At 58.7% G+C, this 26,992-nt stretch carries 22 protein-coding genes; 11 read left to right on the top strand and 11 right to left on the bottom strand.

The window, feature by feature from the left end:
- Positions 1-9 precede the first annotated feature (9 nt).
- Together GNZ13_RS08830 and GNZ13_RS08825 are read right to left on the bottom strand one after the other, a co-directional pair.
- Complete coding sequence (locus GNZ13_RS08830; RefSeq protein WP_172162675.1) at positions 10-2,166, bottom strand: PQQ-dependent dehydrogenase, methanol/ethanol family; 2,157 nt, start codon at positions 2,164-2,166, stop codon at positions 10-12.
- 125 nt (positions 2,167-2,291) lie between these two features.
- Entirely contained in the window at positions 2,292-3,191 is a 900-nt protein-coding gene (locus GNZ13_RS08825) for a transporter (RefSeq protein ID WP_172162380.1), read from the bottom strand.
- A 706-nt stretch (positions 3,192-3,897) separates the two neighbouring features.
- Here GNZ13_RS08825 and GNZ13_RS08820 point away from each other — a divergent pair.
- Positions 3,898-5,712, top strand: a complete 1,815-nt coding sequence (locus GNZ13_RS08820; protein ID WP_172162378.1) for a sigma-54-dependent Fis family transcriptional regulator — start codon at positions 3,898-3,900, stop codon at positions 5,710-5,712.
- 24 nt (positions 5,713-5,736) lie between these two features.
- On the opposite strand, the gene GNZ13_RS08815 is transcribed toward GNZ13_RS08820, so the two are convergent.
- The 5 genes from GNZ13_RS08815 to GNZ13_RS08795 form a co-directional block, all read right to left on the bottom strand.
- Positions 5,737-6,882 carry an HPP family protein gene (locus tag GNZ13_RS08815; RefSeq protein ID WP_172162376.1) on the bottom strand — a complete coding sequence of 382 codons (1,146 nt, stop codon included), beginning with the start codon at positions 6,880-6,882 and terminating at the stop codon, positions 5,737-5,739.
- A 181-nt stretch (positions 6,883-7,063) separates the two neighbouring features.
- Entirely contained in the window at positions 7,064-7,303 is a 240-nt protein-coding gene (locus GNZ13_RS08810; RefSeq protein WP_172162374.1) for a tautomerase family protein, read from the bottom strand.
- Between the two features lie 60 nt (positions 7,304-7,363).
- Positions 7,364-8,074: an SDR family NAD(P)-dependent oxidoreductase gene (locus GNZ13_RS08805; protein WP_172162372.1), complete on the bottom strand. Its 711-nt coding sequence runs from the start codon at positions 8,072-8,074 to the stop codon at positions 7,364-7,366.
- Between the two features lie 204 nt (positions 8,075-8,278).
- On the bottom strand, positions 8,279-9,934 hold the full coding sequence (locus GNZ13_RS08800; RefSeq protein ID WP_172162370.1) for an MFS transporter: 1,656 nt from the start codon (positions 9,932-9,934) through the stop codon (positions 8,279-8,281).
- 112 nt (positions 9,935-10,046) lie between these two features.
- Positions 10,047-11,714 carry a GMC family oxidoreductase gene (locus GNZ13_RS08795; RefSeq protein ID WP_172162368.1) on the bottom strand — a complete coding sequence of 556 codons (1,668 nt, stop codon included), beginning with the start codon at positions 11,712-11,714 and terminating at the stop codon, positions 10,047-10,049.
- 1,338 nt (positions 11,715-13,052) lie between these two features.
- Between GNZ13_RS08795 and GNZ13_RS08790 the strand changes: the two genes are divergently transcribed.
- The gene (locus GNZ13_RS08790) at positions 13,053-13,436 is read left to right on the top strand and encodes a nuclear transport factor 2 family protein (RefSeq protein WP_172162366.1); all 384 of its coding nucleotides are present in this window, start codon (positions 13,053-13,055) and stop codon (positions 13,434-13,436) included.
- 338 nt (positions 13,437-13,774) lie between these two features.
- On the opposite strand, the gene GNZ13_RS08785 is transcribed toward GNZ13_RS08790, so the two are convergent.
- Both GNZ13_RS08785 and adh read right to left on the bottom strand, forming a co-directional pair.
- A complete protein-coding gene (locus GNZ13_RS08785) occupies positions 13,775-14,167 on the bottom strand; it encodes a DUF779 domain-containing protein (RefSeq protein ID WP_172162364.1) in 393 nt (130 codons plus the stop codon).
- 106 nt (positions 14,168-14,273) lie between these two features.
- Complete coding sequence (gene adh / locus GNZ13_RS08780; RefSeq protein ID WP_172162362.1) at positions 14,274-15,794, bottom strand: aldehyde dehydrogenase; 1,521 nt, start codon at positions 15,792-15,794, stop codon at positions 14,274-14,276.
- A 585-nt stretch (positions 15,795-16,379) separates the two neighbouring features.
- Here adh and GNZ13_RS53785 point away from each other — a divergent pair.
- The 3 genes from GNZ13_RS53785 to GNZ13_RS08765 are packed head-to-tail and all read left to right on the top strand — an operon-like array spanning position 16,380 to position 18,416.
- The gene (locus GNZ13_RS53785; protein ID WP_328807201.1) at positions 16,380-17,216 is read left to right on the top strand and encodes an energy transducer TonB; all 837 of its coding nucleotides are present in this window, start codon (positions 16,380-16,382) and stop codon (positions 17,214-17,216) included.
- A 10-nt stretch (positions 17,217-17,226) separates the two neighbouring features.
- Positions 17,227-17,961 carry a MotA/TolQ/ExbB proton channel family protein gene (locus GNZ13_RS08770; RefSeq protein ID WP_172162360.1) on the top strand — a complete coding sequence of 245 codons (735 nt, stop codon included), beginning with the start codon at positions 17,227-17,229 and terminating at the stop codon, positions 17,959-17,961.
- Positions 17,958-18,416, top strand: a complete 459-nt coding sequence (locus tag GNZ13_RS08765) for an ExbD/TolR family protein (protein ID WP_172162358.1) — start codon at positions 17,958-17,960, stop codon at positions 18,414-18,416. Before GNZ13_RS08770 ends, GNZ13_RS08765 begins: the two co-directional genes overlap by 4 nt.
- 82 nt (positions 18,417-18,498) lie before the next feature.
- Here the strand turns inward: GNZ13_RS08765 and GNZ13_RS08760 are convergent, their stop codons facing one another.
- Both GNZ13_RS08760 and GNZ13_RS08755 read right to left on the bottom strand, forming a co-directional pair.
- On the bottom strand, positions 18,499-19,503 hold the full coding sequence (locus GNZ13_RS08760; RefSeq protein WP_172162356.1) for a pyridoxamine 5'-phosphate oxidase family protein: 1,005 nt from the start codon (positions 19,501-19,503) through the stop codon (positions 18,499-18,501).
- A gap of 98 nt (positions 19,504-19,601) precedes the next feature.
- Entirely contained in the window at positions 19,602-20,363 is a 762-nt protein-coding gene (locus GNZ13_RS08755) for a carboxymuconolactone decarboxylase family protein (protein ID WP_172162354.1), read from the bottom strand.
- A gap of 504 nt (positions 20,364-20,867) precedes the next feature.
- On the opposite strand from GNZ13_RS08755, the gene pqqA reads away from it, so the two are divergent.
- The 6 genes from pqqA to GNZ13_RS08725 all read left to right on the top strand — a co-directional run bounded on the left by pqqA (position 20,868) and on the right by GNZ13_RS08725 (position 26,991).
- Complete coding sequence (gene pqqA / locus GNZ13_RS08750; protein WP_172162669.1) at positions 20,868-20,942, top strand: pyrroloquinoline quinone precursor peptide PqqA; 75 nt, start codon at positions 20,868-20,870, stop codon at positions 20,940-20,942.
- 407 nt (positions 20,943-21,349) lie between these two features.
- Positions 21,350-22,270 carry a pyrroloquinoline quinone biosynthesis protein PqqB gene (gene pqqB, locus GNZ13_RS08745; protein WP_172162352.1) on the top strand — a complete coding sequence of 307 codons (921 nt, stop codon included), beginning with the start codon at positions 21,350-21,352 and terminating at the stop codon, positions 22,268-22,270.
- A gap of 54 nt (positions 22,271-22,324) precedes the next feature.
- Entirely contained in the window at positions 22,325-23,065 is a 741-nt protein-coding gene (gene pqqC, locus GNZ13_RS08740; RefSeq protein WP_172162349.1) for a pyrroloquinoline-quinone synthase PqqC, read from the top strand.
- Positions 23,062-23,352: a pyrroloquinoline quinone biosynthesis peptide chaperone PqqD gene (pqqD, locus tag GNZ13_RS08735; protein ID WP_172162347.1), complete on the top strand. Its 291-nt coding sequence runs from the start codon at positions 23,062-23,064 to the stop codon at positions 23,350-23,352. Before pqqC ends, pqqD begins: the two co-directional genes overlap by 4 nt.
- A gap of 4 nt (positions 23,353-23,356) precedes the next feature.
- Positions 23,357-24,562, top strand: coding sequence for a pyrroloquinoline quinone biosynthesis protein PqqE (pqqE, locus tag GNZ13_RS08730; protein WP_236001887.1), 1,206 nt, complete (start codon positions 23,357-23,359; stop codon positions 24,560-24,562).
- A 92-nt stretch (positions 24,563-24,654) separates the two neighbouring features.
- A complete protein-coding gene (locus GNZ13_RS08725) occupies positions 24,655-26,991 on the top strand; it encodes a TonB-dependent receptor (RefSeq protein WP_172162343.1) in 2,337 nt (778 codons plus the stop codon).
- Position 26,992 lies beyond the last annotated feature (1 nt).

The following is a 26,992-nucleotide window of genomic DNA, read 5'->3' as shown; positions in this document are numbered from 1 at the left end:
CGCTCGGAACTACTGACTTTTGCGGACCGAGTCAGCCGTTCCCTGGATAAACGCCTGAATCTTGACCACATCCTCCTTGCTGAGCTTGCCGGTGAAGTCAGGCATGCCTCTATCGACGAATGGACCGTTGAACACGATCTTGTCGAGATTCTCGATCAGGCCCGAACCTACATAACCCAGATTGGGAATCGCTCCACCCTTGTCGACCCCAGGCACGCCATGACAGAACACGCAGTTGTTCACGTAGAGCTTTTGACCTGCGTTGACGTTTGCAGGATCGTACTTCACGCCGGTTAGCAGTTCCGCCGCAGGATATGCCGCAGTCTCCGGCATTGAGGCCTTACCGTCGAGTGCAAACGTGAGCACGCGGCCCGGCGCCTGCCTGTTCGTGTGCCGTTGCATCAGGCCATATACCCCTCCCCAGCCGACCGCAATCGACACATATTGCTTGCCGTTGAGAAAGTATGTGACAGGCGGTGCAATCGCGCCGGTGCCGACCGACGTTTCCCACAACTTGCCGCCCGTTTTCGCGTTATAGGCCACGAGTCGTCCGTCAGCCGTCCCCTGAAATACGAGGCCACCCGCCATTGTGAGCGTGCCTCCGTTCCATGGGGCAGCGTATTCCTGCGTCCATGCCGCTTTCTGGCGAACCGGGTCCCAGGCCACCAGGCGGCCGAACGGTTTGGCTTTCGGTGGGACCGCGTTGATCGTCATACCCAGATTCCAGCCGGTACCCGTTTGTGGCTCGTTGGTCTTCTCCGAACCTTGTAACCAGACGGGATCGTCGGCAATGGTTGCCGGTACGTTTTGCGCGGGAATGTAGACGAGGCCTGTTTGAGGGTTATACGACATTGCCTGCCAGTTATGCGCACCGAAGGGGCTTGGGGTAAGCTCAACCTGATCCGTCCCACCTTGCCCAACCTTTGTCTTGATCGCACGCCCGCTAGCGTCATATCCCGACGCCCAGTTTACGTCGACGAAGTTATTCGCCGAAATGAACTTGCCTGTCACGCGATCAATCACGAAGAAGTAACCGTTCTTCGGCGCCTGCATGATCACTTTTCGCGGCTTGCCATCAATCATCAGGTCCGCGAGAATTAAGTTTGCAGTCGAGTCGTGGTCCGCACCCTCTGCGTCTTCTTCCTGGTAGTGCCAGACGTATTTACCCGTGTCGGGATTAAGCGCCACGATCGAGTCGAGGAACAGATTCCGGCCCAGCTTCGGACTGCGCAGCCTGGCGGCCCATGGCGTACCGTTGCCGGTGCCGATATAGAGCAAGTTCAGATCGGGGTCGTATGTGAGCGCGTTCCATGCGTTGCCTCCGCCGCCGTGTTTCCAGTACTTGGCGCTCGCATCCCATGTCTTCGCCGCCAGCTTCATCGAGGCGTCTTCAAACGGTTTCGATGGATCGCCCGGTACAACGAACCAACGCCATAGCTGTTTGCCCGACTCGGCATCGTAAGCGGAGACATACCCGCGCGTGTCGAATTCTCCTCCACCGTTTCCGATGATCACCTTGCCCTTGACCACGATCGGAGCTCCGGTGATCGTGTATGAACCCGGTAGGCCCTTGACCGTGTCCTGTTCCCAGACCTTCGCGCCCGTCTTCGCGTCGAGCGCGATCAACCGGCCGTCGAATGAGCCGACGAATACCTTGCCCTCATACAGCGCGACGCCGCGATTTACCACGTCGCAGCAGCCGTGAGAGCCGTAGCGGCCTGGCACCTTCGGATCGTAGGTCCACAGGTTTTTGCCGCTGCCCACATCTATTGCATGGACGATGCTCCATGACGCCGTTACATACATCACGCCACCGACCACTAGCGGCGTCGCTTCAATACCCCGACTCGAGTTCAGATCATACGACCAGGCAAGCCCGAGATTCTTCACGTTCGATGCGTTGATCTGGTCGAGCTTGCTAAAGCGAGTGCCTGCGAAATCAAGACCATGCACCGGCCATTCTTGGGTGGCCGCTTCATTAGCACGGACTGAGGCTTCGTCGACGTTCGCCGCAACGGCGGACGTCGCGTCCGCTGCGGCAACGTACTGAGAGAAGACACCTGCCAGCGTAAGTGCACCGCCAAGCACAGCGACTCGACGCGCGGTACGGCAGATGCGAAAGAATAGGGACCGCGCTTCCTGTCCAGACGCGCTCACGTGTCTCATGACGAAACGATGAATGGGTTTCAAGTATGTCTCCATTGCCGCCGCCCGCGTCGCCATCGCGGTGGTCGGCTTGTTCGGGTTCAGGTGTGCGCCAGCTGATCCGCCAGCGCGCGTGCCGCTGGCGCTTAGAACACTTTCAGCAGCCGCACTTTGAAGTGGTTTTCCTCCTTAGGTCCGTTCTGTACCGAAATGTCCTGCCCATAAATGCCGAGAACCTGCCATGTTGGCGCAGGGAACCATGCAAAGCCAGCCGAGAACTTGTTCGTATTGGTCCGGTTCTGTTGCGAGACGCCGTTGACCGTGGTCCTGCCGCCGTACGATTCCGCGAAACCTACGCGTACATCGAGCGACTGTGTTGCGTTATAGCGAAGCCACACCTGCCCTTCGACTAGCGGGTCCTGCTTGAGCGTCGCACCGCCGGGCCCGTAATCCTTGTTGTCGCCGAAGATGGTGACATCCGCAATCAGATCGAGTATCAGATTGCCAACTAGCGGTGTGATGAAGCCCGCTTGCATCGTTTCCTTCCAGCGGTGTTCTCCCAGATTCAAGGCACGGTTTCTGTCATAGCTCCCCGTCGGCACGAAAAGGTACGGTGTGACACCGAAATATGTTTTCTTGTCGGGATTATTAACGAGCCATACGGTCGCAGCCAGGATCAGATCCGCCGTACCGCCGGAACTACCGAGCGCCTGAAGGTTATCGCTCCCGCGAACGTTTCCGAACGGCAACAGAAACTGCGGATCGACGATGAAGCCGCCAATATCCATATAGTGGACGCCCCGCAGAATACTGGTGTCCGATTTCAGGTTGCCGCCAGCGACCTGATTGCCGTTTGCAAACACTTTGTTGTCCTCGGCATGCTGGTAGTACAGCACGCCGAGGTTTGTTCCGGCGGGTAATGCCGTGTAGTCTCCGGCATCGACATCGACTGCCGCGGCGGGCAGCGATGTCACGCCAAGAGCCGCGCAAAGGATGCCTGCTGCCTGGCGAGTCCCAAAAGGGCGAAGCGTTTTCTCCAATTTCATGTCGTCTCGATGTTTGTTTTTCACTAATCGCCTTCTCTTCCACTGGCAATTCGAACCGAATCAAATAGCGAACGAAGTACTCGATGATCTACACCCCGATACGTTTGCGCAGGCGGCCTGCCGTGCTCTTATGCAAGCGTCTGCGCGAACGGCCCGGTCTTATTGCACAGAAGACCACCAAAGCGCTCGGGTTTGTCGCGACGCTCAACAATAGGCTGAGCCTTCCACGGTCGTTGCGCCTGCGATCGGATCACGCTTAGGTGGCCTCGCTCGTCTCGCGAGCCAGTCCGGCACTAGACGCAAAAACAATGCCAACGACATGCATTGTCGTGCCATACGTTACGCCCGCCAGTGTTATGCCGCGCGTTGCGCCTGCTATAGAATCCAGCGGGAAACGCAACAAAAGCAAAACTCGTCGAAGCGGGTTATATATAGCGATATAGAGGTACCTGAAACGAATTGTCAGGGGTGCCGCAGAGTGAGTCAGTGGTACACAACCTGACTCATATGGAGACACCAGAAGGAGGCGTACATCATGCGGCCACACATTGCCCCAGAAGATCGGATACTGCGTGCTCGCCAAGAGTTTTTCGAAACCGGTTCCGTCAGCGACCAGAAAGTTTCCACGCTGCTGCTGCGGTCGTGGGAACGCTCGCGGGGTTATGGGCTTCAGGCCTCAAGCCGACTCTTGCGGGATGCAGCACGCTTGTCCGCCCCCCTTGGCATCGAGGAAGCAAATGCGCAACTGGTCGGCCATTCACGATCTGAGATGGAGCGATTACACCATGCGTTTAGTGGTGGCAACTGGTTGGTGGCATTGGTCAATGCGGAGGGCGTCGTCGTGCGTTCCGTTGGCGGCGAACACGCCACGACGCGAGAGCTTGTATCCGTGCTGCGCCCCGGCACGGATGTGAGCGAAAGGACGATTGGTACCAATGGTCCGGGCTCCGCGCTCGTGGAGCGACGGCCGATGCTGATTCGAGGTCACGAGCATTTTCTGGACGAAGCGGCGGAATTTACTTGTGCAGCTGTGCCGCTGGTGGACCCTTTCGGTGCGCCGGCGGGGGCACTCGATATCAGCTACTTGTACACTCCATCGCAAATAGATCCTCTTCAGCTACTTGCAACCGCCGCGAGGGCCATCGAGAATCAAATGCTCGATAGTCTGAATAACGTTACCGTCGTGCGCTTTCATTATCGTCCGGATATGCTCCGCACGCCGTACGCCGCATTGCTTGCGGTATCGTACGACGGCTACGTGATTGGCGCGAATCAGAGTGCGCGCGCGACACTCTGCCTCGGCGACGGCTCGTTGAAGCGGCTCGAGTTCTCGTCGTTGTTCGACTTGCCGCTGCCGCAACTGATTGTCGCAAGTCGTCTCTCCACCCCAGCGCTGGTGCACCGTCATAGTGGCGTGCGTCTCTACGCCAGTGCCTCCGAGCATCAAGGGAAAGAGCTTCAGCACGCCACCGAACCAGCCCATCGTGGTGCAGGCGTGGGAAGCGCGGCAGGCGTTGCACGCGCTGCATCCCGAGCGGCCACGCACGGCTCTACGGCTTCCGCGCTCGCACAGCCAGGCGACGAATCCTATCTGATGGCCGATTCGCGACTGCAGGCTTCGTTTGACAAGGCGCGACGTGCATTTGACCGCGACATCCCCGTTATCGTTTACGGCGAAACTGGCACCGGCAAGGAGGTGTTCGCTCAGCGGCTGCATACAGGCGGACCGCGGCACGGCGGCTCCCTTGTCGCCATCAATTGCTTTGCGCTGCCAGCCAGCCTGATCGAATCGGAACTGTTTGGCTACGAGCACGGCGCTTTCACAGGGGGAAGGCGCGGGGGAGCACCGGGCAAGTTCGAGGAAGCCCACAATGGCACGCTCTTTCTCGATGAGATCGGCGACATGCCGTTCGACGTTCAGGGCCGACTGCTACGCGTGTTGCAGGAACGCAAAGTGACGCGGCTCGGGAGCAGCCGCGAGATAGCCGTGAATATCTCGCTCATATGCGCGACACATCGCTCGTTGCCCGAACTCGTCGCAGAGGGCAAATTCCGTGAAGACTTGTTCTATCGCTTGAGCGGTGTCAGCATCACACTGCCTCCGCTGCGCGAGCGCTCGGACCTTCGTCAACTGATCGACTGGCTGCTCGCGCGCGAGGCCCTCAATGTCTTCGCAGAGCACGCGCCTTATCGGCTTGACGACGACGCGTTGGACACGTTACTCAATTATCGGTGGCCCGGCAATGTGCGGGAGTTGCGTAGCGTGCTTCGCGCGGCGGCCGCGCTCGGCGACTCCGATGGTGAAATCCGCGCCGAACACCTGCCATTGGAACTGGTCGAGCAGGTCGAGACGGCCCGCCTGAACACGCCGTTGTCGTCATGCGCACCTGGCACATTGGCGGCAATGGAAACCGATGCGATTCGCCAGGCGCTCGAACTTCACCATGGCAATATTGCGGCCACTGCGCGCAGCTTGGGCATTGGCAGAGCGACACTGCATCGCAAGTTGAACAAGATGTGAGCATGCGTGAGACATCTCCGCGTGTCATACCGTGCGTTGAATGCCAGCGAACGCCTGACTGTGCTGATAGAGGCCAGAAACAACATCGGCTTGGGTCAACATTCCGACGAGCCGGCCATGGGAGTTAACAACGGGTATGTGGTGATGTCCGTGCTTCGCGAACATCGGCACAACCGTTATCAGTAATGTTTTGGCTTCGACAGTTTCCGGCATTGCTGTCATCAAACTATCGACTAACGTCTCCTGGCTACGGACAGTCCAGCGCTCGGGACACACATCGCAGGCCTCGGCTATGCTGGCGGCTTCTTCACATCCGCGAACATCCGTCCACGTGACAATGCCAATAACGCGGTCCGATTCGTCGGTTACCGGAAGAGCTTTAATGCGATGTCTAAGCAAAATGTCACGAGCTGCTTTCAGTGAGGTCTTTGTTGATATGCAGATGGCCGGACGCGACATGACGTCGCCACATGTCAGCCCGCTGAAGCTACGAGCGTACGCCAGCATCTGTATTTCCTGCAGCAGCGAGGCAAGATCATCGGTGCCTATATCGAGGAGCTCTCCGCGTCGACGTAAGGCGGACTCCAGCTCAACGCGGGAGATCTCCTGGCGCGACCCGCCGGGGTTATTTATGGCGTTGCTATCGTGCTTAGTATGAGGATAACGGTGACCAGTGAGCGCGTGATAGGTAATCGCGCACACTAGCATGATCAAAGATTGCACTGCGATTGGCGCGAACACGAAGCCGTATCCGAGAGAGTGAATGCCGGGTCCTCCCAACACGGCCGTGAGTGCGACTGCGCCAGAAGGAGGATGCACGCATCTAAGCGCGAACATCGCGCATAGCGCAAACGCGATTGCGGCAGCTGCCGCGAGCACCGGGTCAGAAATAAATTGCGAACAGGTCACACCAATCGTGGCGGAAATCAAATTCCCGCCAACGAACGACCACGGCTGAGCGATCGGACTTGCCGGCACTGCGAAGAGCAAGACTGCCGACGCACCCATAGGCGCAACCAGGAATGGAACCAATACGCTGCTCTGGTTGAAACTGCGCATAGCTATCCCGGTGATCGTAATGCCGATCAATGCTCCTATGCACGAACGAATGCGTTCGGACCAGCTTACCGAGATGGGTGACGGAATGAAGCCGTTAAGCCAGTCGATCATCGGATATTCCCGGGCCTACTGGAAAGCAGTGGATTGCACAGGTTGCAATTCGTGCCCCGCACCTTCTGTGCGTACGTATCGTGAAAGACAGACGACGAGCCTTGCCCACGTAGACTCAACCGTCTTCATGGTGCCTTGAACGACGTCCACTCGATCTCATGTACAAGGCACGCTAGAGCGCTCAGCCCGGCTTGAGTGCCCTCCGCTGCCTGCGATACGCGTCTAACGGCAGTCCACCCCAGCCCCAGTTCTCCGTGTCCACCTCCTCGATAACAACAAACGTCGCGTCGAGGGGTTTATTTAGCACGTCGAGCAGCAAGTGACTGACGCCTTCGATCAACTGTGCCTTTTCTTCTGCCGTGACCGAGGTAGTGCCGGGTTTGTTGCCCTCGCGGGTGATCTGAATCGTAACAATAGGCATGTCGTTCCGCTTTACAGTGATTGACGCAATGGAGCGCCGGCCAACGGCGCCCGGGTAGGTTTAGTGACCAGCACTCTGACCGCCGTCGACGTGAAGGATCTCGCCCGTCACGAACGGCGCCGCATCCAGATACAGGATCGCGTTGACGATATCGCTCATCTCGCCCATGTGGCCCATCGGATGGAACGCGCCGAGCGCCTCGTGCTTTTCAACGGCATGCATCGGCGACTTGATGATGCCAGGGGCAACCGCGTTCGCACGGATGCCGGATTTCGCGTATTCGATGGCAAGCGACTTCGTGGCCGCGTTCAGACCGCCCTTCGTCAGCGATGCCAGAACAGACGGTACCTTGCTATTAGCGTGATCGATCAGGCTGGTGGTGATGCAGACCACATGGCCGCTCTTGTTCTTCTCCATTTCAGCGATCGCCAACTGCGTAATGTAGAAGAAACCGTTCAGATTCACGCCCGTCACCGCGGCGTAGTCTTCAGACGTATAACCAGTAAACGGCTTTGCGATGAAAACACCTGCGTTGTTGATCAGCGTGTCGATGCGGCCGAAGCGTGCCACGCCCTCGGAAATTACGCGACGCGCCGTCGCCGGGTCAGCGATGTCACCCGCCACCGTGACGATGTTGGGATCTTCGGACGGCTTGATGCTGCGTGCCGTTGCCACGATGCGGTAGTCAAGCTTGCGGAATGCTTTGACGGTCTCCGCGCCAATGCCTTGCGATGCGCCAGTAACGACTACGACCTTTTGCGACGTACTCATGGAAAACCTCGAAATAAGTGGATTCGGCTCTCTTACCGTTCGGACCAGCGACACTGATATATGGCGAATCCTAGGCTCGTCGCCGTCGAGTTTGAATACCCGCCATGGACAAACACTCTTTCCCGGCGAGAACAAGTCAGCACACCCAGATCGCACGCACGTCGGGACCGCATCGAGCGAAAATCTACCCTCCGGCAAACATCCTCAATTTTCTGCGTAGATATCCGCATCCTTGGTCTCTTTCATGAACAGCATGCCGATTACGAACGCCGCCAGCGCGATCACGACGGGGTACCACAGCCCAGAATAGATATTGCCCTTCGCCGCAACGATCGCGAACGCCGTCGCCGGTAGAAAGCCGCCGAACCACCCGTTGCCGATGTGAAACGGCAGCGACATCGACGTGTAGCGCACCCGCGAAGGAAACATTTCCACCAGCATCGCCGCAATTGGCCCGTACACCATCGTCACAAGGATCACCAGCACCGCCAGTACCGCCACGGTCATCGGCCAATTCAGTTGCGACGTATCAGCCTTGGCTGGATAGCCAGCCTCCTTTAACGCCGTACCGAGCGTGGTCTCGAACGCCTTCGCCTTGGCCTTTGCGTCGGAAGCCTTGCCGTCATACGCGTCGATCACTGTGTCGCCAACCTTGATCTGCGCCAGCGCGCCTGCCGGCGTCGCCACGTTCGTGTAGTTCAGGCCAGCCTTTGACAGCGCGCTTTTCGCGATATCGCAAGAACTGGTGAACTTCGAGGTGCCAACCGGGTTGAACTGGAACGAGCACTCGTTCGGATTCGCGTTCACTACGATCGGCGACTTTTGTGTGGCGGCTTCGAGGGCCGGGTTCGCGTAGTGCGCTAATGCTTTGTAGAGCGGGAAGTAACTGAACGCAGCGATCAGGAAGCCGGCCATGATGATCGGTTTGCGGCCGATCCGGTCAGACAGCGAGCCGAAGAGCAGGAAGAACGGCGTGCCGATCACCAGCGCAATCGCAACCAGGATGTTTGCAATCGTACCCTCCACCTTCAGCGTCTGTGTAAGGAAGAACAGCGCGTAGAACTGCCCCGTATACCAGACCACAGCCTCGCCGGCAGACGCGGCTAGCGCAAGAAGTACAAGCCTCAGGTTCTTCCATTGACCGAACGCTTCGGTCAGCGGCGCCTTTGAGGTTTTGCCTTCAGCCTTCATACGCGCAAACACCGGCGACTCATGCAGTTGGAGTCGGATCCACACCGACACGCCGAGCAGGATGATCGACCCGATGAATGGCACACGCCAGCCCCAGACGCCGAACGCATCTTCCCCCATCAATGTGCGCACGCCGACGGTCACCAGCAGCGACAGAAACAGGCCGAGCGTGGCGGTGGTCTGGATCCACGCGGTGTAGAAGCCGCGCCGGCCGGCCGGTGCATGTTCCGCGACATAGGTTGCCGCGCCGCCGTACTCGCCGCCGATTGCAAGACCCTGCAGCATCCGCATCCCGACGAAGATGATAGGTGACGCAATGCCAATCGACGCATAGCCGGGCAGCAGGCCAACCACAAAGGTCGATAGACCCATGATCACAATCGTTGCGAGGAACGTATACTTGCGCCCGACCATATCTCCAAGCCGCCCAAACACGATCGCGCCGAACGGCCTTATCGCGAAGCCCGCAGCGAAGCCGAGCAGCGTGACAATGAAACTTGCTGTCGGGTTGACACCAGAGAAGAAACTCTTGCTGATGAAAATCGCCAGCGAGCCGGCCAGATAGAAGTCGTACCATTCAAAAACGGTACCGAGCGAGGAGGCGAAGATCACCCGCTTTTCTTCCTGCGTCATCGGCGCGTGCGACGTTTGCGTGCCAACCAAATCCATATACTGTCTCCAATGCTGATATATCCACGCGACACGCCCCGCAGAGGCGTTCCGTGGAATGATTTACGACAAGGCGGAAGAACTGCTACTCAGCTTTGAAACGAAACCGAGGCTAAATTCCCGCACGAATCCAATGCGCGGCTTTTTCTGCGATCATCATCGTCGGGGCACTGGTATTTCCGCTTGTGATTCTGGGCATCACGCTCGCGTCAACAACCCGGAGCCCGGCGATACCGCGGACGCGAAGATGACTATCGAGCACGACCATGGGATCGGCGAGACGTCCCATCCTGACTGTCCCAACTGGATGGAAAATTGTGGTTCCGATATCACCCGCAAGCTTGGTCAGATCCGCATCCGACTCATATTGGCGACCAGGTTTGTACTCTTCAGGCAGATATTTGGCGAGCGCTGGCTGTTGCGCAATGCGTCTCGTCAAGCGGAGCGAATCGACAGCCACTTTCTGGTCTTCAGCCGTGCTGAGATAATTTGGCGATATTGCCGGTGCGTCTTCAAAGTTCGCACTTTTGATGAGAACTGTACCTCGGCTAGTCGGATTGACATTACAGACACTTGCAGTGAAAGCCGGGAACGTGTGGAGTGGCTGACCGAACGCTTCCAGACTGAGTGGTTGAACGTGATATTCCAAGTTCGCGTACTTCTGAGATGGATCGCTTTTGGCAAAAGCACCCAGTTGTGAAGGGGCCATGCTCATTGGTCCAGAACGGTGCAGGGCATATTCCAGAGCGATTCTGGCTTTACCAACCATGCCGGAAGCGAGAACGTTCAGCGTCTTGGCGTGCTGGATCTTCCAAACAGCCCGTACCTGCAAATGATCTTGCAAATTCGCACCGACGCCGGGCGTATCCTGCACGATGTCGATACCGAACTTCTTCAGATGGCGGGCGGGACCAATGCCCGAATGTTGCAGGATCGTCGGCGAACCGATTGAACCCGCGCTCAGAATTACCTCCCGCGCGGCTTTGACAGTAACCAACTCCCCATCTCGCACAATCTCGGCACCCGTACAACGCAGAGAACCATCAGGATTGCGATCTATGATTAGTTTCTTGACCAGCGAATGCGTCCAGATCGTCAGGTTGGTGCGTACGTCCTTGATGGGTCGAAGGAACGCTTTCGGAGTGTTCCAACGCCACCCAGCCTTCTGAGTCACATCGAAGTAGCCGACACCGTGATTGTCACCCGTATTAAAGTCGTCAATGGCCTGAATACCAGCCTGCTGCGCTGCCTGGGCGAATGCGTCGAGGATCTCCCACCGCAACCTCTGCTTCTCTACGCGCCATTCCCCTCCGCTTGCGTGAACTTTAGCGATCTCGCTGGCGCGTCCATTAAGAGATGCTTGAACCTCGGGATCAAGTTTGTAATAGCTTTCATGAGCCATGAAATCCTTGAGCGCGTTTTCCCACGTCCACTCCGGATTGTCGACCAACGTTGCCCAGGTGTCATAGTCACGCGCTTGACCTCGCATGTAAATCATTCCGTTGATACTGGAGCATCCTCCCAGTGTCTTGCCCCGCGGATAAATGAGTTTCCGGCCATTGAGTCCCCTATCTGGTTCGGTACGAAATCGCCAGTCGGTACGGGGATTGTCGATGCAGTACAGATAGCCGACCGGTATGTGAATCCAGACGTAGTCGTCGGGGCCGCCGGCCTCAACCAGGAGCACAGTTTTTGTCTTGTCAGCACTGAGACGATTTGCGAGCAGGCTGCCAGCAGAGCCGGCGCCAATTACGATGTAGTCGAATAGCGACATATTCATATTTCTACAGGCCTAGATAAATCGGTGCCCATTGTCGACACCAGAGGAAATCCGTGCTTCATAACCAACTTTTTCTTCGCGTAGAAGAGCGCATCTTTTTTACCGTACGCGCTCATATCATCCAAATTATTTTTCCGCTTTGCAGAAAGTTACGGACAAGATAACGAAAGGCCGCGTAATTGCCTTCACATTTGCCTTCGCCTTTACTGATCGGAACTTGATTGTTGCGGTTGTTGTGGCGGTCCAACTGCATCTCCTCGATCGCCGTCCTGCCGGTAGCCAACACTGCCCAAACGCCACAGATTATCTGCTCCAAGCCGACGGACTGATGCGCTCCAGATCCCTCTTTGATCTCGCGCTACTGCGAAGTGCGGGACCGACTGATGTGCAATGGTCTGCCGGCCGACGTTGAGAGAGAGCGTAGTCTGAAGACTGTACAAGCATCCAATGAGAAATCATTAAGCGTGAAATAAGGAATTCTTATAACGCCTTGATTGCACGATGCATCAAGCGCACCCGTCCGATTTCGGCTCTTTTGTTCCCACATGGAAAAACTGATATTCCGGCGACGAATTGCTTACGACGCACGCGTCGCATATGCTTACTCGCGAAATACGGGCGTTCCAAGCGGTACTGTCACACTGTTGGCGAGTTATCGGTCGTGCTGCAACAAGGGCGGACAAGAATCGAACAGTCCACGCGCGGCTCACCGCCGTCACTTCTGCGATTTCGTATAACTGCGAGTACCACACTGACGCCAGGCGAAAGCGGGCGCCACGCACCCAGGCCTTTGAAGCATGGAAAGGCTTGACGTGCAGGCTGATTCTGGATCGCCTTACCGATTAACTTAGCTATACTTATGTACCACGCGTTCAGCAGCGTTTTACCCAACAAATTGAGAATGCCGATGCACCGCATTGGCAACCGCAATCGGCAATTCGACCTGGCTCGCTTGCGCTTCAAGGATGCCGCCATGCCTCCCGTCTGAAATGCGGTCCTCGTTGGCCAATAGCGCATCCGATCTGGCGGCGTCAGATCTCCAAAACTATCGATTTTCACCAGCGCCGTCAGGCGATCGGAAATTCAAAGGTTCCACGCAGATTGACTCCTTCCACTGAGCTTCAAGAGAGGTTCGATGGAACACGCCTCGTGAACATATTGAGGAAATTCGTATGCAGCGCCAATTCCGGCCTGAGGAGATCGATCAGATAAAGGCCTGACACCGAGGTGCAAGATGCCACCGTTGACTTGGCCACCAGAGCAACTTCGTCAAGGCAACCCTGATGCATCGCGATTTGTTTTGGACTTTTAGTAACTGAAATCATGAGGGAAGCCGGTATGTCTATCGAGAAAATGCCCGTGCTTGTCGAAGCGGTCAATCTATATTTTCAAGCGCTGCACGAGTGCGATCTGGAAAAATTTGATCAAGTCTTCCACTCGAGTTGCAGCTTGTTTGACACAGACGATGGAAAACTAACTGTCGTCCCGATTGCCGATTACCGCCGTGTCATCGCTGAACGTGTGTCGCCAATGAGCAAGGGCCAACCGCGTGACGACGCCTTGATCTCCGCAGATTTTCTGTCAGCCGATACTTCGGTCACCAAGGTTCGCCTTCGCATCCACGACAAGGTTTTCATCGATCACTTGAACTGGGCGTATGTCGACGGTTCCTTCATGATTGTGGCCAAGCTGTGGCACGACATATCGACAGCCCCCGCATAACTGTATTCGAGAGCGTGATGCGCTATGTTGTTCACGCTGATGGACTGCATGATGCATGGCATCGGCAGGATGCAGACAGCACGTCGGGTGCTTGCGTTTGTTCTTTTTGCGGCATGAAGGGAGTCTCCTCCTACCCCCTGCCCTTCTCTTGTCGCGGCGCACGCTCTCGAACGTGCGCTTTTTTTTGTGTGACGCAAGGCATGATCGAGGTGCCGCGACGAGGCTGTTAGTCGTGCCCCTGCGCGTAGGAGAGCAATCTCCCACCGCTCGGCGATGGATCGCTTCGAAAGACGCCCAGGCTACAGGCGACGAAGCGAACCTTTGCCGACACAGCCGTATTAGTCGTCTGCCCTTTCCACCGGACGCGCAGCGAGCCAGGCGTTTTCCGCATCGTCGAAAAGGCGTGAGCGCGTCAGAAACCGCAGACCGGTTGGCTGCTCTAGCGAGAACATCCCGCCTTTTCCGGGCACCGCGTCAATAATCAACTGTGTATGCTGCCAGTATTCGAACTGCGCTTCGCCCATATAGAACGGCGCGCTCGCGATCGTTCCCAGCTTCACGTCTGACGAGCCGACCATGAACTCGACTGCCGGAAAACACATCGGTGCGCTGCCGTCGCAGCAGCCGCCCGATTGATGAAGGACTACTGCACCATGTTCAGCAATGAGCCGCTCGACTAACTCGACGGCAGCCGGCGTAGCGACTACGCGCGGTACATCTTCAGGGGTCATCGTGTCTCTCCGTCAATGCACGTAGCCGGGGGCGACGTGCAAATACGAATGCGGGCAGTGCCAAACAGCATGCAACTGCCCGCAGACCATGCGACTACGGCCTTATTCAGAAGAAGCCGAGTGGCTTCTCGCCGTAGCTGACGAGCAGATTCTTCGTCTGCTGATAGTGGTCGAGCATCATCTTATGGGTTTCACGCCCAATGCCCGACTGCTTGTATCCGCCGAAGGCCGCATGCGCCGGATAGGCGTGGTAGCAGTTTGTCCACACGCGGCCGGCCTGGATTGCGCGGCCGAAGCGGTAAGCCCGTGTGCCGTCGCGCGTCCAGACCCCAGCGCCGAGGCCGTACACCGTGTCGTTGGCGATCTCGAGTGCTTCGTCTTCGTCCTTGAAAGTCGTCACGGAAACAACCGGCCCGAAGATCTCTTCCTGGAACACGCGCATCTTGTTGTGACCGCGGAACACGGTCGGCTTCACGTAATAGCCGTTGCTAAGCTCGCCGCCGAGCACGCCGCGCTCGCCGCCAATCAGACATTGCGCGCCTTCCTGCTTGCCGATATCGATATACGAAAGGATCTTTTCCATTTGTTCCCGCGACGCCTGCGCACCGATCATCGTCTGTGGATCGAGCGGGTGGCCCTGCTGGATCGCGGCGACACGCTTGAGCGCGCGCTCCATGAAGCGGTCGTAGATCTTCTCGTCGATCAACACGCGCGACGGGGCGGTACACACCTCGCCCTGGTTCAGCACGAACATCGTGAAGCCTTCGATCGCCTTGTCGAAGTACGAGTCATCCTGGTCCATCACGTCGGCGAAAAAAATGTTCGGGCACTTGCCGCCGAGCTCGAGCGTGACGGGGATGATGTTCTGGCTGGCGTACTGCATGATCAGACGGCCAGTGGAGGTCTCGCCAGTGAAAGAGATCTTGGCGATGCGGTTGCTGGTAGCAAGCGGTTTGCCCGCCTCGAGCCCAAAGCCGTTCACGACGTTTAGCACGCCTGGGGGCAGCAGGTCCTGGATCAGTTCCACCAACACGAGTATCGACGCTGGGGTCTGCTCGGCGGGTTTGAGGACAATGCAGTTGCCAGCGGCCAGCGCCGGAGCAATCTTCCAGGCGGCCAACAGGAGCGGAAAGTTCCACGGAATGATCTGCCCGACCACGCCGAGAGGCTCGTGAAAGTGATACGCCACGGTGTCGCTGTCGATTTCGGAGACCGAGCCTTCCTGCGCACGGATGCAGCCGGAAAAATAGCGGAAGTGGTCGATTGCGAGCGGGATGTCGCCGGACAGCGACTCACGCAGCGGCTTACCTTTATCGATCGTCTCAGCCACTGCGAGCTTGCGCAGGTTTGCTTCGATCCGATCCGCGATGCGGCTCAGGATATTTGCGCGATCGGTCGGCGACGTCCTCGCCCAAGCCGCTTTTGCGCGGTGTGCGGCGTCGAGTGCGAGTTCGATATCCGCTTCACGCGAACGCGGAACCGACGTGAATGGCTCGCCGGTGATCGGCGAAATGTTGTCGAAGTACTCGCCGCCGACCGGCTTGACCCACTCGCCGCCGATGAAATTCGCGTACTGCTTTTTAAACGGAAACTCTACATCGAGAAACTGCATCTCTGCATGGTTCATAGTGAACTACCTCCAGTAGCTGGCATCCGGAATGAGAAGAAACGTGCGAGAGCACTGACGCTCTCGATCCACTGGGCGCTTTGCGCTGAATACAGGTCTAGCGAGAACCATGCCACTGCAACGGCGCCCGTCTAAGGGAAGCGGCGCGGCGCTACGGGCACTTACGCTGCAATGCATCGATGCGCGCAACCCGATGCGCGGCGACTGAAGGATCTGTATTGTTTGGCGACACATGAGCGTGCATGCTGTACCAGGGTGCTACAGTGTTCTCGCGTGACTATCCGCGATTCAGACATGTGATCATCATCGGGGGCAATCACGTAGCGCCAGCGGCCGTCGCCAAAGTTGTCCCCGCGACCTACGCGAATTCTGCGCATTGGGTTTGTCGGGATAACAATTGCAGTGTGAGCACGTAATAGACGCAATCCCCATTTCCGCCTGACCGGAATCGAGGTCGGCGCGACGATACGTGAGTCTGTCGCTTCGGCATGCATGTTGCATGTCAGGCTGTCGTTTGAACGCTTTCGTGGAGTCCCAGTGTTCAATCCATTACTGAGCGAGCTTCGAACATCTCATCGATCAATCGTGCGTCACGAGGTTGTCGGCGGCGTGCCAGCGGAGCGGCCGTCGTCCGGCGCCCACGCGGCAGCCAACCCATTCGGCGAAGGCGTCGGCAGGGCACCGCTCTATATGATTGTGCTCGCCGTGCTGGGCGTGCACGGACTAATCGCGGTCGGACTGCGGCACGTACTCGACGAGAACATGCCCACCGCTCGCTCCCAGCTGCTCAACGTGGAATTCGATGTGAGCATGCCGACAAGCGCTTCCACTTCGCGCATGCCGGAGCCGGCAACTCCTGGCCATTCTCAGCCGACCGCCCCCGCGCTGCGCGCGCTCGAGCGGCCTCTCATGCCGCAACTGCATGAGGCTCGCGACGCGCATTCAAGGCCCGCCCCCCCAGCGCGCATGCCTGCGATATCGCCACAGAGCACGCGTGAAGATACGAAGCATTCACGAGCGCCCGAGCCTCAGGGTTCACTCGGATCGGTTCGGTCGTCCGGCGATCGCGGTGCCGCAGTTGCCGAATCGAAGCCTCTACCTACATTGCCGCCCGCCACGGAAGCTGAAGGGCAGCCCGTCTCCCCGCCAGATTTCGGTGCAGCGTATCTGCACAATCCCGCGCCACCCTATCCCGTCATCGCACGGCAACGCGGCTGGGAGGGCCGTGTCTTGTTGAAGGTCCATGTGCTTGCAAGCGGCCAGCCGGACGAGGTCACCGTCGCGGCGACGAGCGGACACGACTCGCTCGACGTAGCTGCGGTCGAAGCGGTCTCCGCCTGGCGCTTCGTGTCGGCAAGACGCGGGCAGCAACCGGTGGACGGCTGGGTTCGCATACCCATCGATTTCAAACTCGGAACGTGAGGCCCCGACCATGTCCGATTTCATCATCCGCTACATCGTCAACAGTGCTCTCTGTCTGCTCGCTGCTCTCTCGGCGCTCACCTGGATGCTGATCCTGTATAAGGCGTACGCGAACTGGCAGCTCGCCGCACAAGACCGACACTTCACGGGCAGCTTCCCGCAAGCTGCGGGCCGCGGCCTGCTCACTGCGATTGCGGCACAACAGCCGCTGGCGACGGGACCGAAGGCACGCGTCGCGCACGCTGGTTTCAGCGCATTATCAAGCGTCGAGGCGACCGAAGTGGGAGGTCTGTCACGCTCGCCCGCCAGGGACCCGCATAGGTTGCTGGAAAGCGCCCTTACCCGGCAGATCCGGCGTGAACGCCGCGCGCTCGAAAGCGGACTGACGCTGCTCGCGTCGATCGCCAACGTGGCGCCATTCGTCGGGCTGTTTGGCACGGTGTTCGGCATTATCCATGCGTTGCATACGATGACCGGCTCCGATCACGGAAGCATCGGGTCCGTAGCTGTTCCCGTTGGACAAGCGCTTGTCGCAACCGGCGTCGGTATCGCCGTCGCCATTCCTGCGGTGCTCGCCTACAACCTGCTGTTAAGGCGGCTCAATGTAAGCCTCGCCGACCTGGAGGAATATGCCGCCGATTTCGTCAATCTTGCCGAATGCGCCGGCTTCGCGATCGGGCAGACCGATCACTCCGTCGGCGGCGAAGTTCTACCGCTCGCGCGCACCCAGGAGGCACGAGCATGACGTCCACGTCTACTTCCGCTGACAGGCAGGGCTATGCGCCGCTCGCCGAAATTAACGTGACTCCGCTTGTCGATGTGATGCTCGTGCTATTCGTAATCTTTCTCGTCATGGCGCCACTGCTGACTCATGCAATCAGGATCGACCTGCCCAGAGTAACGGCCAGTTCACCGGCGCCGCGCGACAATACCGTGACGGTCAGCGTCGACGCGCACGGCGGGATCGATGTCGACGGCCATGCGACGACGCTCGAGGCACTCGATACGCTGCTCGCGCAGCGGGCTGCGCGGGATGCCGGCCTCGTCGTCACGCTGCGCTCCGATCAAAAGGAGCCGTTCGGCAACGTAGCGCGTGTTCTCGCCGCGATTGGGCACTCGGGAATCAGACATGTCGCGGTCGTCACCGCCGACTCCAACGACGCGGACCCTGCTCAAACAACGGACAGTGTGAAGCGTTGAGGTCCGGTATTGACGATGGGAAGATAGAGGCGCCAGCCACGATTCTCTTTACTTATCTTGAGAGTTGACGTTCGGTGGAAAGTTACAGCGCCCTCGGCTGGGAAGCAGTTTCCTCCCATGTTCCCGTCGACAGGACCGTAGGGGATGTGCCATCGTCTCTGGCGATGAAACAGAGCGGCAGTGCCCCAGGCCGGAACATAGCCTTCCTTGTCCTGAAACACCACAAGCGCTCTGCCCCCTGGATTGCGGGGCTCCCCGACGAACCCACAATCAATTCTGCGTCTCCTGACAGCTGCAGCAGGTCACCGGTTTCGAAATTGCAGAAGACCAGTCCGCACCTCGGGTTGAGAAGAATATTCCCGAGTGTCGCGAAATGAAGATTGCCTGCAAAATCCGGAATGATCAGCACCCCATCATCATCGACGCGTACAAAACCAGGCTTTCCGCCGCGATGTGACACGTCAACCCCACGATGGCCATGTTCGTCATCCATATAGGAGGCGACGAAAAATGTGGCTGCGCGGCGAATCATCTCTTTTGCGCCTGCATCGAGCCTGTCGGATACGGCCGGGGACTCGTCAATCACAATCGTCGGATCCCGCGTGAACTGGAAATCACGAAGATGTATGTATCGAGGGCAATTCCCGAAGCTACGCTCAACGGTCACATCAAACGTCGTCCCGTCAATTCGACTAATTAGGCCGTTGACGCGGTTTCGCCGCCTTGTGTCGAGCGCGATGCCCAGCAGACCGGCAGCGTCGCCGTTCCGCAGCCCCAGGATAGCGGGATCGATCGGGTTCGGAGACGACTTCACTCGCAACGTGTACTGGTCCGGCGACTGCAGAAAGCCCGGATGACCACAGAGTAACGTCGCCCAGGCATTGCCTTCCGGATCGACCGAACCAACGACGATAGAGGGTAATAGTGGATAGAACGCACGGTGTTGCTCAACAAGGTAATCACGAATGACCTTGCGACCCACGACATCCATCTTCTGTGCGACGCCAGCGGCTTCCTGAATCATCAGTTCACCGGCGTGCCATGGCGAATCAGGCGTTACAACCCTATCTATGTGCGTATCGCTCATATCGTTATGCTAGATATCTGAAAAGGTTTCCCGCAACTGTCGCGACGGAGATCGGAAAAACTGGCTTATGTTGCTCCGTTTCCCGCGCTCTGCATCATTTACGCACCCTGCGCAGCCGCGATTGCGTCTTCCAGCATCGGAGTACCAATCAGTGCACCGTGGATTCCGATAACACTCGCAATCTCGATAGTCTCCATGATTTGCTCGGCAGTTGCCCCGTGCCGAAGTGCATTGCGCATGTGGATTTTGATGCCCGGCGCGTACAGATGTGTGGCAGCGACATCGAGTGCGCAAAGCACAAGCTCCTTGACCTTCGGCTCGAGAACGCCGTTCTGCCACGGAACCACGGAGAATTCGAGGTACGCCTCGAAGAAATCCGGATCGAGCTCCAGCACTTCATCCCATATGGGATCCCAATACCCCTGTACTTCGGTGAAACGCCGCTTCAATGCTTGCCGGCGGCTATCGGCAGATCTAGCCGGCTTTCGGAGACCTTCTTCCTGAAGCACCTCGGCCAGGATTGGCATCGCCACATTCGAAGCGTGAATACCGACCGTACTGGTCAGCTCAAGCACTTCCATCAGTTCTTCACGTGTGGCACCAAAATCCACCGCCGCTTTCAGATGCATCTGGATGCCCGGAGCGAAGAGATGGGTCGAGGACGCATTCACGGCAATGTAGATGAACGCCTTGACCTTGTCCTCCAGATGGTTGTGCCGCAGCGGCACCGCTGAGAGGTTAAGGTAGGCATGCAGGAAATCGCAGTCCATGCGAAGAATACTTTCCCATTGCGGAGCCCAAGTCTTCCGCACGCGAATGAACTCGTCCTTGATCGATTGCTGTCTGATGGTAAGCGTCATCACTTCTCCGTTAGGGATAGACATAGTCTGACTAATCGTTAAGGCGATCCGCGCTTGCCCAGTATTTCAGGGAAAACCCATCACATCGTCTATGCGGTCAGGAGCATGATCGACGTCATACCCTCGCACTGTTTAGTGCGATTGACAAGCGAAGGGAAGGTATACGGTTATCTGTTTGACAGATAACGCAACTCCGCCAACGAACGAGACAGCACATTTGCGGGATCTCATTTTTCCGCTTCGATCAGTGTCTCGTTTTGAGACACCACGTGTAGCAGAATCGAACGCTGGGTCTCTTCTCCTCCCATTGGCTCGCAGATCACGGTTTGCAGAAAATCGATGGAGAAGCGTAATTCCCGCGTTCATGCCACTTTCTACTCCCTCGCGGCTAACGTGCGCCCCATGCAGCCATCGGAATCGTCCCCCGGCATGAAGCTTGCGATCGGTGAAGCAGCCGCATTTGTGAAGCGGCCTTTCATCTACGCTGACCTCAAGGAGACATGCATGCAGTGGACTACCCCCGCCTATACCGACCTTCGCTTCGGTTTCGAAATCACGATGTACATCGCCAGCCGCTGAACGGGCGCCGCTGCTCCGCTCGCCTGCACTTGCGGCGCGGCGGCGCTGCAGCGGCACCGCATCCACACCTGCCGCGCAATGCGGAACGCGGCCACGCTCTATAGGCAACATTTCGTTGCACGCCATGAGCATGCGCCTGACTAAGTGGCCGCGTCATTCGCTCCCGGCATTCACGCCAAGGTAAGAACTCGTTCCGGCATAGCCCTTGCGTAAAACGGCACACAGATCCAATACACATCGGAGACACGCATGATGACGACGCACGCCCGCGGCGCAAACCGAGTTCTACACGCTCGCGTATCGTGCCATTACCCATCGCGGATGGGGCCGCGCGAACGCGTCACCTATGCGCTCGAAACGATGTTCGATCCAATCTCATACGAGGGACGCCACGCGCGCCGGGCAATTTGAAGATCAAGGTACTCGGCTCTTCGGCAGGCGGCGGCTTCCCGCAATGGAACTGCAATTGCCGCAATTGCGACGGCGTGCGGCGCGGTACGCTCAAGGCAACGCGCCGCACTGAGTCGTCGATCGCGGTGAGCGCCAACGGCGAAGACTGGCTGCTGATCAACGCGTCACCGGACCTGCTCGCGCAGATTGCCGCCAATATGGAACTGCAGCCCGCGCGGCGTATCCGCGACAGCGGCATTGCCGCTGCGCTGGTGATCGATGCGCAGATCGATCATGTCACCGGCCTTCTGATGCTGCGCGAGCGTGACGCACCGTTGCCGCTCTATGCGACGGACGCGGTATGGCAGGATTTATGCACCGGCTTCCCGGTCGGGGTAATTCTGTCGCACTACTGCGGCGTGGAGCACCACCGCATCGTACTCGACGGCTCGCCGCTCACCATTGGCGCGCTGCCCGGCGTGCAGATCGAAGCACTGCCACTATCGAGCAAGGCGCCGCCCTACTCGCCGCACCGCGCAGCGCCGGAGCGCGGCGACAACATCGGGCTTGTCATCACCAATCTGCAGTCTGGCAAGCGGGTCTTTTACGCGCCTGGGCTGGGCGCGATCGAGCCACACGTGCTCGCTGCGATGCGCTGCGCGGATCTGCTGCTGGTCGACGGCACGCTGTGGACCGAGGACGAAATGATCCGCTTGGGCCTCTCGAAGCAAAGTTCGGCGGATATGGGCCATCTGCCGCAATCCGGGCCGGGCGGCATGATCGAAGTGCTGGACTCGCTGGGTGTCCAGACGGTCCGCAAGGTGCTTATCCACATCAACAACACGAACCCGATCCTCGTCGAGGATGGCCCGGAGCGGCGCGTGCTGACCGAACACGGCATCGAAGTCGCGAGCGACGGCATGACGTTCGAATTGTGAGCAGTGGCGGTTTAATCGCGCAGTGCGAAATGTCGAACCGAAAACGGAGACTGTATGACCGCAATGGACACCTTCGGCACGGCGTCTGTCCGCAAGGCCGACGAGACGCAGCCCGACTGGACCCGTGTCGAATTCGAAACACAGTTGCGAGTCAAGGGCGCGGCGTACCACATTCATCATCCGTTTAACGTGAGGATGAATAGCGGCGGCTGCTCGCGCGAGCAGATTCGCGGCTGGGTAGCGAACCGCTTCTACTACCAGATCAACATTCCCCTGAAGGATGCGGCGATCCTCTCCAACTGCCCGGACCGTGAGACGCGCCGCCACTGGGTACTGCGAATTCTCGACCATGACGGCGACGGCGATCAGGCAGGCGGCATCGAGGCGTGGGCGCGCCTCGCTGACGCCGTCGGGCTCACGCGCGACGAACTGTACTCGCTCACGCACGTGACGCCCGGCGTGCGCTTTGCCGTCGACGCGTATGTGAATTTCGCCCGCCACGCGCCGTGGCAGGAAGCGGTGTGCTCGTCGCTCACCGAATTGTTCGCTCCGCAGATTCATCGCGACCGCCTTGCGACCTGGCCTGCGCACTATCCATGGATCGAAGCCACGGGCCTCGCCTATTTCCGCTCTCGCATCATGCTCGCGCAACGCGATGTTCTGCACGGTCTCGCGGTCACGCTCGATCATTTCACGCGGCGCGCTCAGCAGGAACGGGCTCTCACGATCCTGCAGTTCAAGCTCGACATTTTGTGGACCATGCTGGATTCGATCGAAAGGGCTTTCCCGCAATGAACGCTACCGTATACGCCGCTGACGAAACATCGTCCGCGTATCGCCCGAAAATCAGGACGCTGTTTCGCCTGCAATGGGAACCGGCGCAGAACGCCCATGTGTTGCTCTACCCCGAGGGGATGGTGAAGCTCAACCAAAGCGCGGCGGAAATTCTCAAACGCTGCGACGGCACGCACGATCTGGATACGCTGATCGCCGATCTGGAGCAGGAGTTCAACGCGATAGGCATCGCGACCGAAGTGCACGTATTTGTTGCCGATGCGCGCACGCGTGGCTGGCTGGAGTAATACATTGGCCGATCTCTCGCCCCCCGCCGCCCTGCCACAGCAGGCCAACGCCTCTGCCGGCATCGGCCCGCCGCTCTGGTTGCTTGCTGAACTCACCTATCGTTGTCCGTTGCACTGCGCGTTTTGCTACAACCCGACTGACTACACCAATCACAGCCGCGAACTCGACACCGCGCAATGGATCGACGTGCTGCGCGAGGCGCGCGAGCTAGGCGCCGCGCAACTCGGATTCTCCGGCGGCGAACCGCTGATGCGTGACGACCTCGAAGTGCTGGTCGGTGAAGCGCGCAAGCTGGGCTTTTACACCAACCTGATTACGTCGGGGGTCGGCCTGACCGACAAGCGGCTCGGCGATCTGAAGGCGGCTGGCCTTGATCATATCCAGTTGTCGTTCCAGGATTCGACGCAGGAACTCAACGACTTCCTGAGCAGCACGCGCACGTTCGACCTGAAACAACGCGTGGCAGCCGCGATCAAGCAGCATGGTTTTCCGATGGTGCTCAACTGTGTGCTGCACCGCTATAACCTGCCGCACGTCGACAAGATCATTGAAATGGCGCTGGCGATGGGCGCCGACTATCTGGAACTGGCCAATACCCAATACTACGGTTGGGCACAAACGAACCGCGCCCAACTGCTGCCGACACGCGAACAACTTGAAGCGGCCGAAGCGGTGGTAGAGCGCTATCGCAACACGCATGGCGAGCGTTGCAAGATTTTCTTCGTCGTGCCTGACTACTTCGAGCGCCGGCCGAAGCGCTGCATGAATGGCTGGGGCGCCGTGTTCCTTGGCATCGGCCCGGACGGCGCCGCGCTGCCGTGCCATGCGGCGCGCAATCTGCCGGGGTTCGCGCTCCCGAACGTGACACAGATGCCGTTGCGTGAGATCTGGTACGAAAGTGCCGCATTCAACCGCTTTCGCGGTTTCGAATGGATGAAGGAGCCGTGCCGCAGTTGCGATGAAAAGACCGAGGACCTCGGCGGCTGCCGCTGCCAGGCGTATCTGCTGACCGACGTTGCCGCTAACGCCGATCCGGTCTGCGACAAATCGCCGGCACATGAGCAGATCGTGCACCTGGTGCGCGCCGCAGCGGCGGCCGGAGAAGAACGGGAGCAGCCCATCCTGTTTCGTAACGATGCGAACTCCCGCAAGCTGACGGCCGAGCAACATGCTGCCAATGCGGCACAGGCGCCACGCGAACCACGCTAGGCCGGTGAGCGGCACCCATCACGCCGCCGGTAAAGCGTCGAGATGGAAGCGCGCGAACAACGATAGCCGTCCAATCGGCAGGAGTCGATACCATGAGCACACCGCGCGACCGACCGCCCTTCAAACGGCGTGCCGGCCTCACCCTTTGTCTCAGCAGTGCGCTAGTTGGGCTGCCGACGATAGCCACAGCGCAAGCCGCGGCTGCGGAGGCGGCGTCCGCGGCGGTCGCCGCTCCGGCAGCTACACCTGTGCCCGCCGCGAGCGGCGCAATCGTGCTGGCGCCGATTGTCGTGATCGGCACCACCCCGCTCCTCGGAACCGGCACGCCGTTGTCGCAAGTATCGGCCAACGTTCAGACAGTGCGTGGCAGCGAACTTGAACAGCAAAACAGGAGCACGTTGACCGACTACTTCGAAAAGAACCTACAGAGCGTAGATATCAACGAGGCGCAAGGCAACCCGTACCAGACCGACATCAATTATCGAGGCTTCACTGCTTCGCCGTTGCTCGGCACGCCGCAAGGCCTGACGGTGTTCCTCGACGGTGCGCGTGTCAACGAACCTTTCGGCGACGTTGTGAACTGGGATTTGATTCCGCAGTCCGCCATCGACACCACCCAGTTGATCCCTGGATCGAATCCGACCTACGGACTCAACACGCTCGGCGGAGCACTTGCGATTACGACGAAGAACGGCAAGACGAGCGCCGGCGGCGACGCCGAAGTCACCGCTGGTTCATGGGGCCGCAAGATCGCGCAGATCGAACAGGGCGGCGCCGTCGGCTCGAATCTCGACTACTACTTCAATGCCAACGTGGCGAACGACGACGGTTGGGCCGACCACAATTCGAGCCGGGTGAGGCAGGCGTTCGGCAAGCTGCGCTATACGGATGCGGACACCACGCTGTCGCTTTCCGCTGGCGGTGCGGACAATGATCTGCTAGGCAGTCAGACCATTCCTCGCTCATTCCTTGGCAATCCAAAGCAGGCCTACACGTTTCCCGATCAGAATGAGAATAACGTTGGTTACGTAACGCTGTCGGGTGATCATTACTTCAATGACCACGTCGAACTGAGTGGGAATGTCTACTACCGGCACTACCGGAACAACAACGTCAGCAGCAACAACAACACCAATTTCGGCTCAGTCAATCCGGACGGCAGCGTCGACACCGTCGAAGGAACCAACGAGCAGTCCGTGGTCTCAACCGACAGCTACGGCGTAAGCTTGCAACTCACGCTACTCGGCAAGCTGGCAGGGATGGACAACCAGTTCATCGCAGGCGTCGCGGCGGACCTCGCCAACTCTCAATATACAGCGGCGTCGCAAGACGCTTCGTTCACCGATGCACGCGCGACTATCGGCATCGGCAATTACGTGCAACAGACCGACGCCAAAACGCGCAGTGCAAACTATGGAATCTATTTCAACGATGTCCTGTCGCTGACCAGACAGTGGTCGTTGACGCTGGCCGGACGCTATAACTGGGCAAGCGCCCAGATCGGAGACGAAAGCGGCATGCAACCGCTGCTCGGCGGACGTCATGTGTTTTCGCGCTTCAATCCTTCCGTCGGCATCAACTGGAACCCCACCTCCAGCTTCACGGCCTACGCGACGTACAACGAAGGCATGCGCACGCCGACGGCCATCGAACTGGCTTGCGCAGACCCCGCCGCACCCTGCTCGCTGCCGAACGATTTTCTGGCGGACCCGGCGCTGAAACCGGTCATCTCGAAGACGTTCGAAGTGGGTGCACGCGGCAGGCTGGGCGAGGCCACGAACTGGAGCGCCGCCCTCTACAGCACAACGCTGACGGACGACATCCAGTTCATCAGCAGCGCGGCCAGCACACAAGGCTACTTCCAGAACGTCGGCAAGACCCGCCGGCAGGGTTTCGAACTGGCGGGGCGAACGAAGTTCGGGCCGCTCGCCGTGAGCGCAAACTATAGCTACGTCGACGCTACCTACCGATCGACGTGGACAGAACAAAGCGCAAGCAATTCCAGCGCCGACGCCAACGGCAACATCACGGTGAAACCCGGCAACCGCATTCCCGGCATCCCGGCAAACACTTTCAAGCTGCGGCTCGATTACAACGAGACGTCGAAATGGAACATCGGTACGAATCTGGCCTACCGCAGCAGCATTTTCGCGCGCGGCGACGAAGATAACCAGGATGTGAACGGCAAGATCACCGGCTACTTCCTGATCGATCTGGACTCCACGTACCAGGTGACGAAACAGCTGCAGGTCTTCGCGACCGTGTCCAACCTGCTCGACAAACGGTATGCTAGCTTCGGTGTACTCGGCCAGAACTTCTTCAACGGGCCGAACCATACGTTCGACGGCGCCAATCCGTTCAATGAACAATTCGTCGGACCCGGTGCGCCGCGCGGCGTGTGGGTTGGACTGCACTACGCATGGAAATAGC

This window comes from Paraburkholderia elongata, from assembly GCF_013177735.1.
GTDB lineage: Bacteria > Pseudomonadota > Gammaproteobacteria > Burkholderiales > Burkholderiaceae > Paraburkholderia > Paraburkholderia elongata.
Note: the sequence above shows the minus strand (reverse complement) of the source record. Positions and strands in the feature narration are given on the sequence as shown.

Excerpts from the sequence above, each read along its gene's own strand:
- GNZ13_RS08815 (WP_172162376.1), bottom strand. The coding sequence starts at position 6,882 with ATGATCGACTGGCTTAACGGCTTCATTCCGTCACCCATCTCGGTAAGC.
- GNZ13_RS08755 (WP_172162354.1), bottom strand. The coding sequence starts at position 20,363 with ATGACGCTTACCATCAGACAGCAATCGATCAAGGACGAGTTCATTCGC.
- GNZ13_RS08760 (WP_172162356.1), bottom strand. The coding sequence starts at position 19,503 with ATGAGCGATACGCACATAGATAGGGTTGTAACGCCTGATTCGCCATGG.
- GNZ13_RS08795 (WP_172162368.1), bottom strand. The coding sequence starts at position 11,714 with ATGAATATGTCGCTATTCGACTACATCGTAATTGGCGCCGGCTCTGCT.
- pqqC (WP_172162349.1), top strand. The coding sequence starts at position 22,325 with ATGACCGCAATGGACACCTTCGGCACGGCGTCTGTCCGCAAGGCCGAC.
- GNZ13_RS08725 (WP_172162343.1), top strand. The coding sequence starts at position 24,655 with ATGAGCACACCGCGCGACCGACCGCCCTTCAAACGGCGTGCCGGCCTC.
- GNZ13_RS08810 (WP_172162374.1), bottom strand. The coding sequence starts at position 7,303 with ATGCCTATTGTTACGATTCAGATCACCCGCGAGGGCAACAAACCCGGC.
- GNZ13_RS08805 (WP_172162372.1), bottom strand. The coding sequence starts at position 8,074 with ATGAGTACGTCGCAAAAGGTCGTAGTCGTTACTGGCGCATCGCAAGGC.
- GNZ13_RS08800 (WP_172162370.1), bottom strand. The coding sequence starts at position 9,934 with ATGGATTTGGTTGGCACGCAAACGTCGCACGCGCCGATGACGCAGGAA.
- GNZ13_RS08790 (WP_172162366.1), top strand. The coding sequence starts at position 13,053 with ATGTCTATCGAGAAAATGCCCGTGCTTGTCGAAGCGGTCAATCTATAT.
- GNZ13_RS08770 (WP_172162360.1), top strand. The coding sequence starts at position 17,227 with ATGTCCGATTTCATCATCCGCTACATCGTCAACAGTGCTCTCTGTCTG.
- GNZ13_RS08785 (WP_172162364.1), bottom strand. The coding sequence starts at position 14,167 with ATGACCCCTGAAGATGTACCGCGCGTAGTCGCTACGCCGGCTGCCGTC.
- adh (WP_172162362.1), bottom strand. The coding sequence starts at position 15,794 with ATGAACCATGCAGAGATGCAGTTTCTCGATGTAGAGTTTCCGTTTAAA.
- GNZ13_RS08765 (WP_172162358.1), top strand. The coding sequence starts at position 17,958 with ATGACGTCCACGTCTACTTCCGCTGACAGGCAGGGCTATGCGCCGCTC.
- pqqD (WP_172162347.1), top strand. The coding sequence starts at position 23,062 with ATGAACGCTACCGTATACGCCGCTGACGAAACATCGTCCGCGTATCGC.
- GNZ13_RS08825 (WP_172162380.1), bottom strand. The coding sequence starts at position 3,191 with ATGAAATTGGAGAAAACGCTTCGCCCTTTTGGGACTCGCCAGGCAGCA.
- GNZ13_RS08830 (WP_172162675.1), bottom strand. The coding sequence starts at position 2,166 with ATGAGACACGTGAGCGCGTCTGGACAGGAAGCGCGGTCCCTATTCTTT.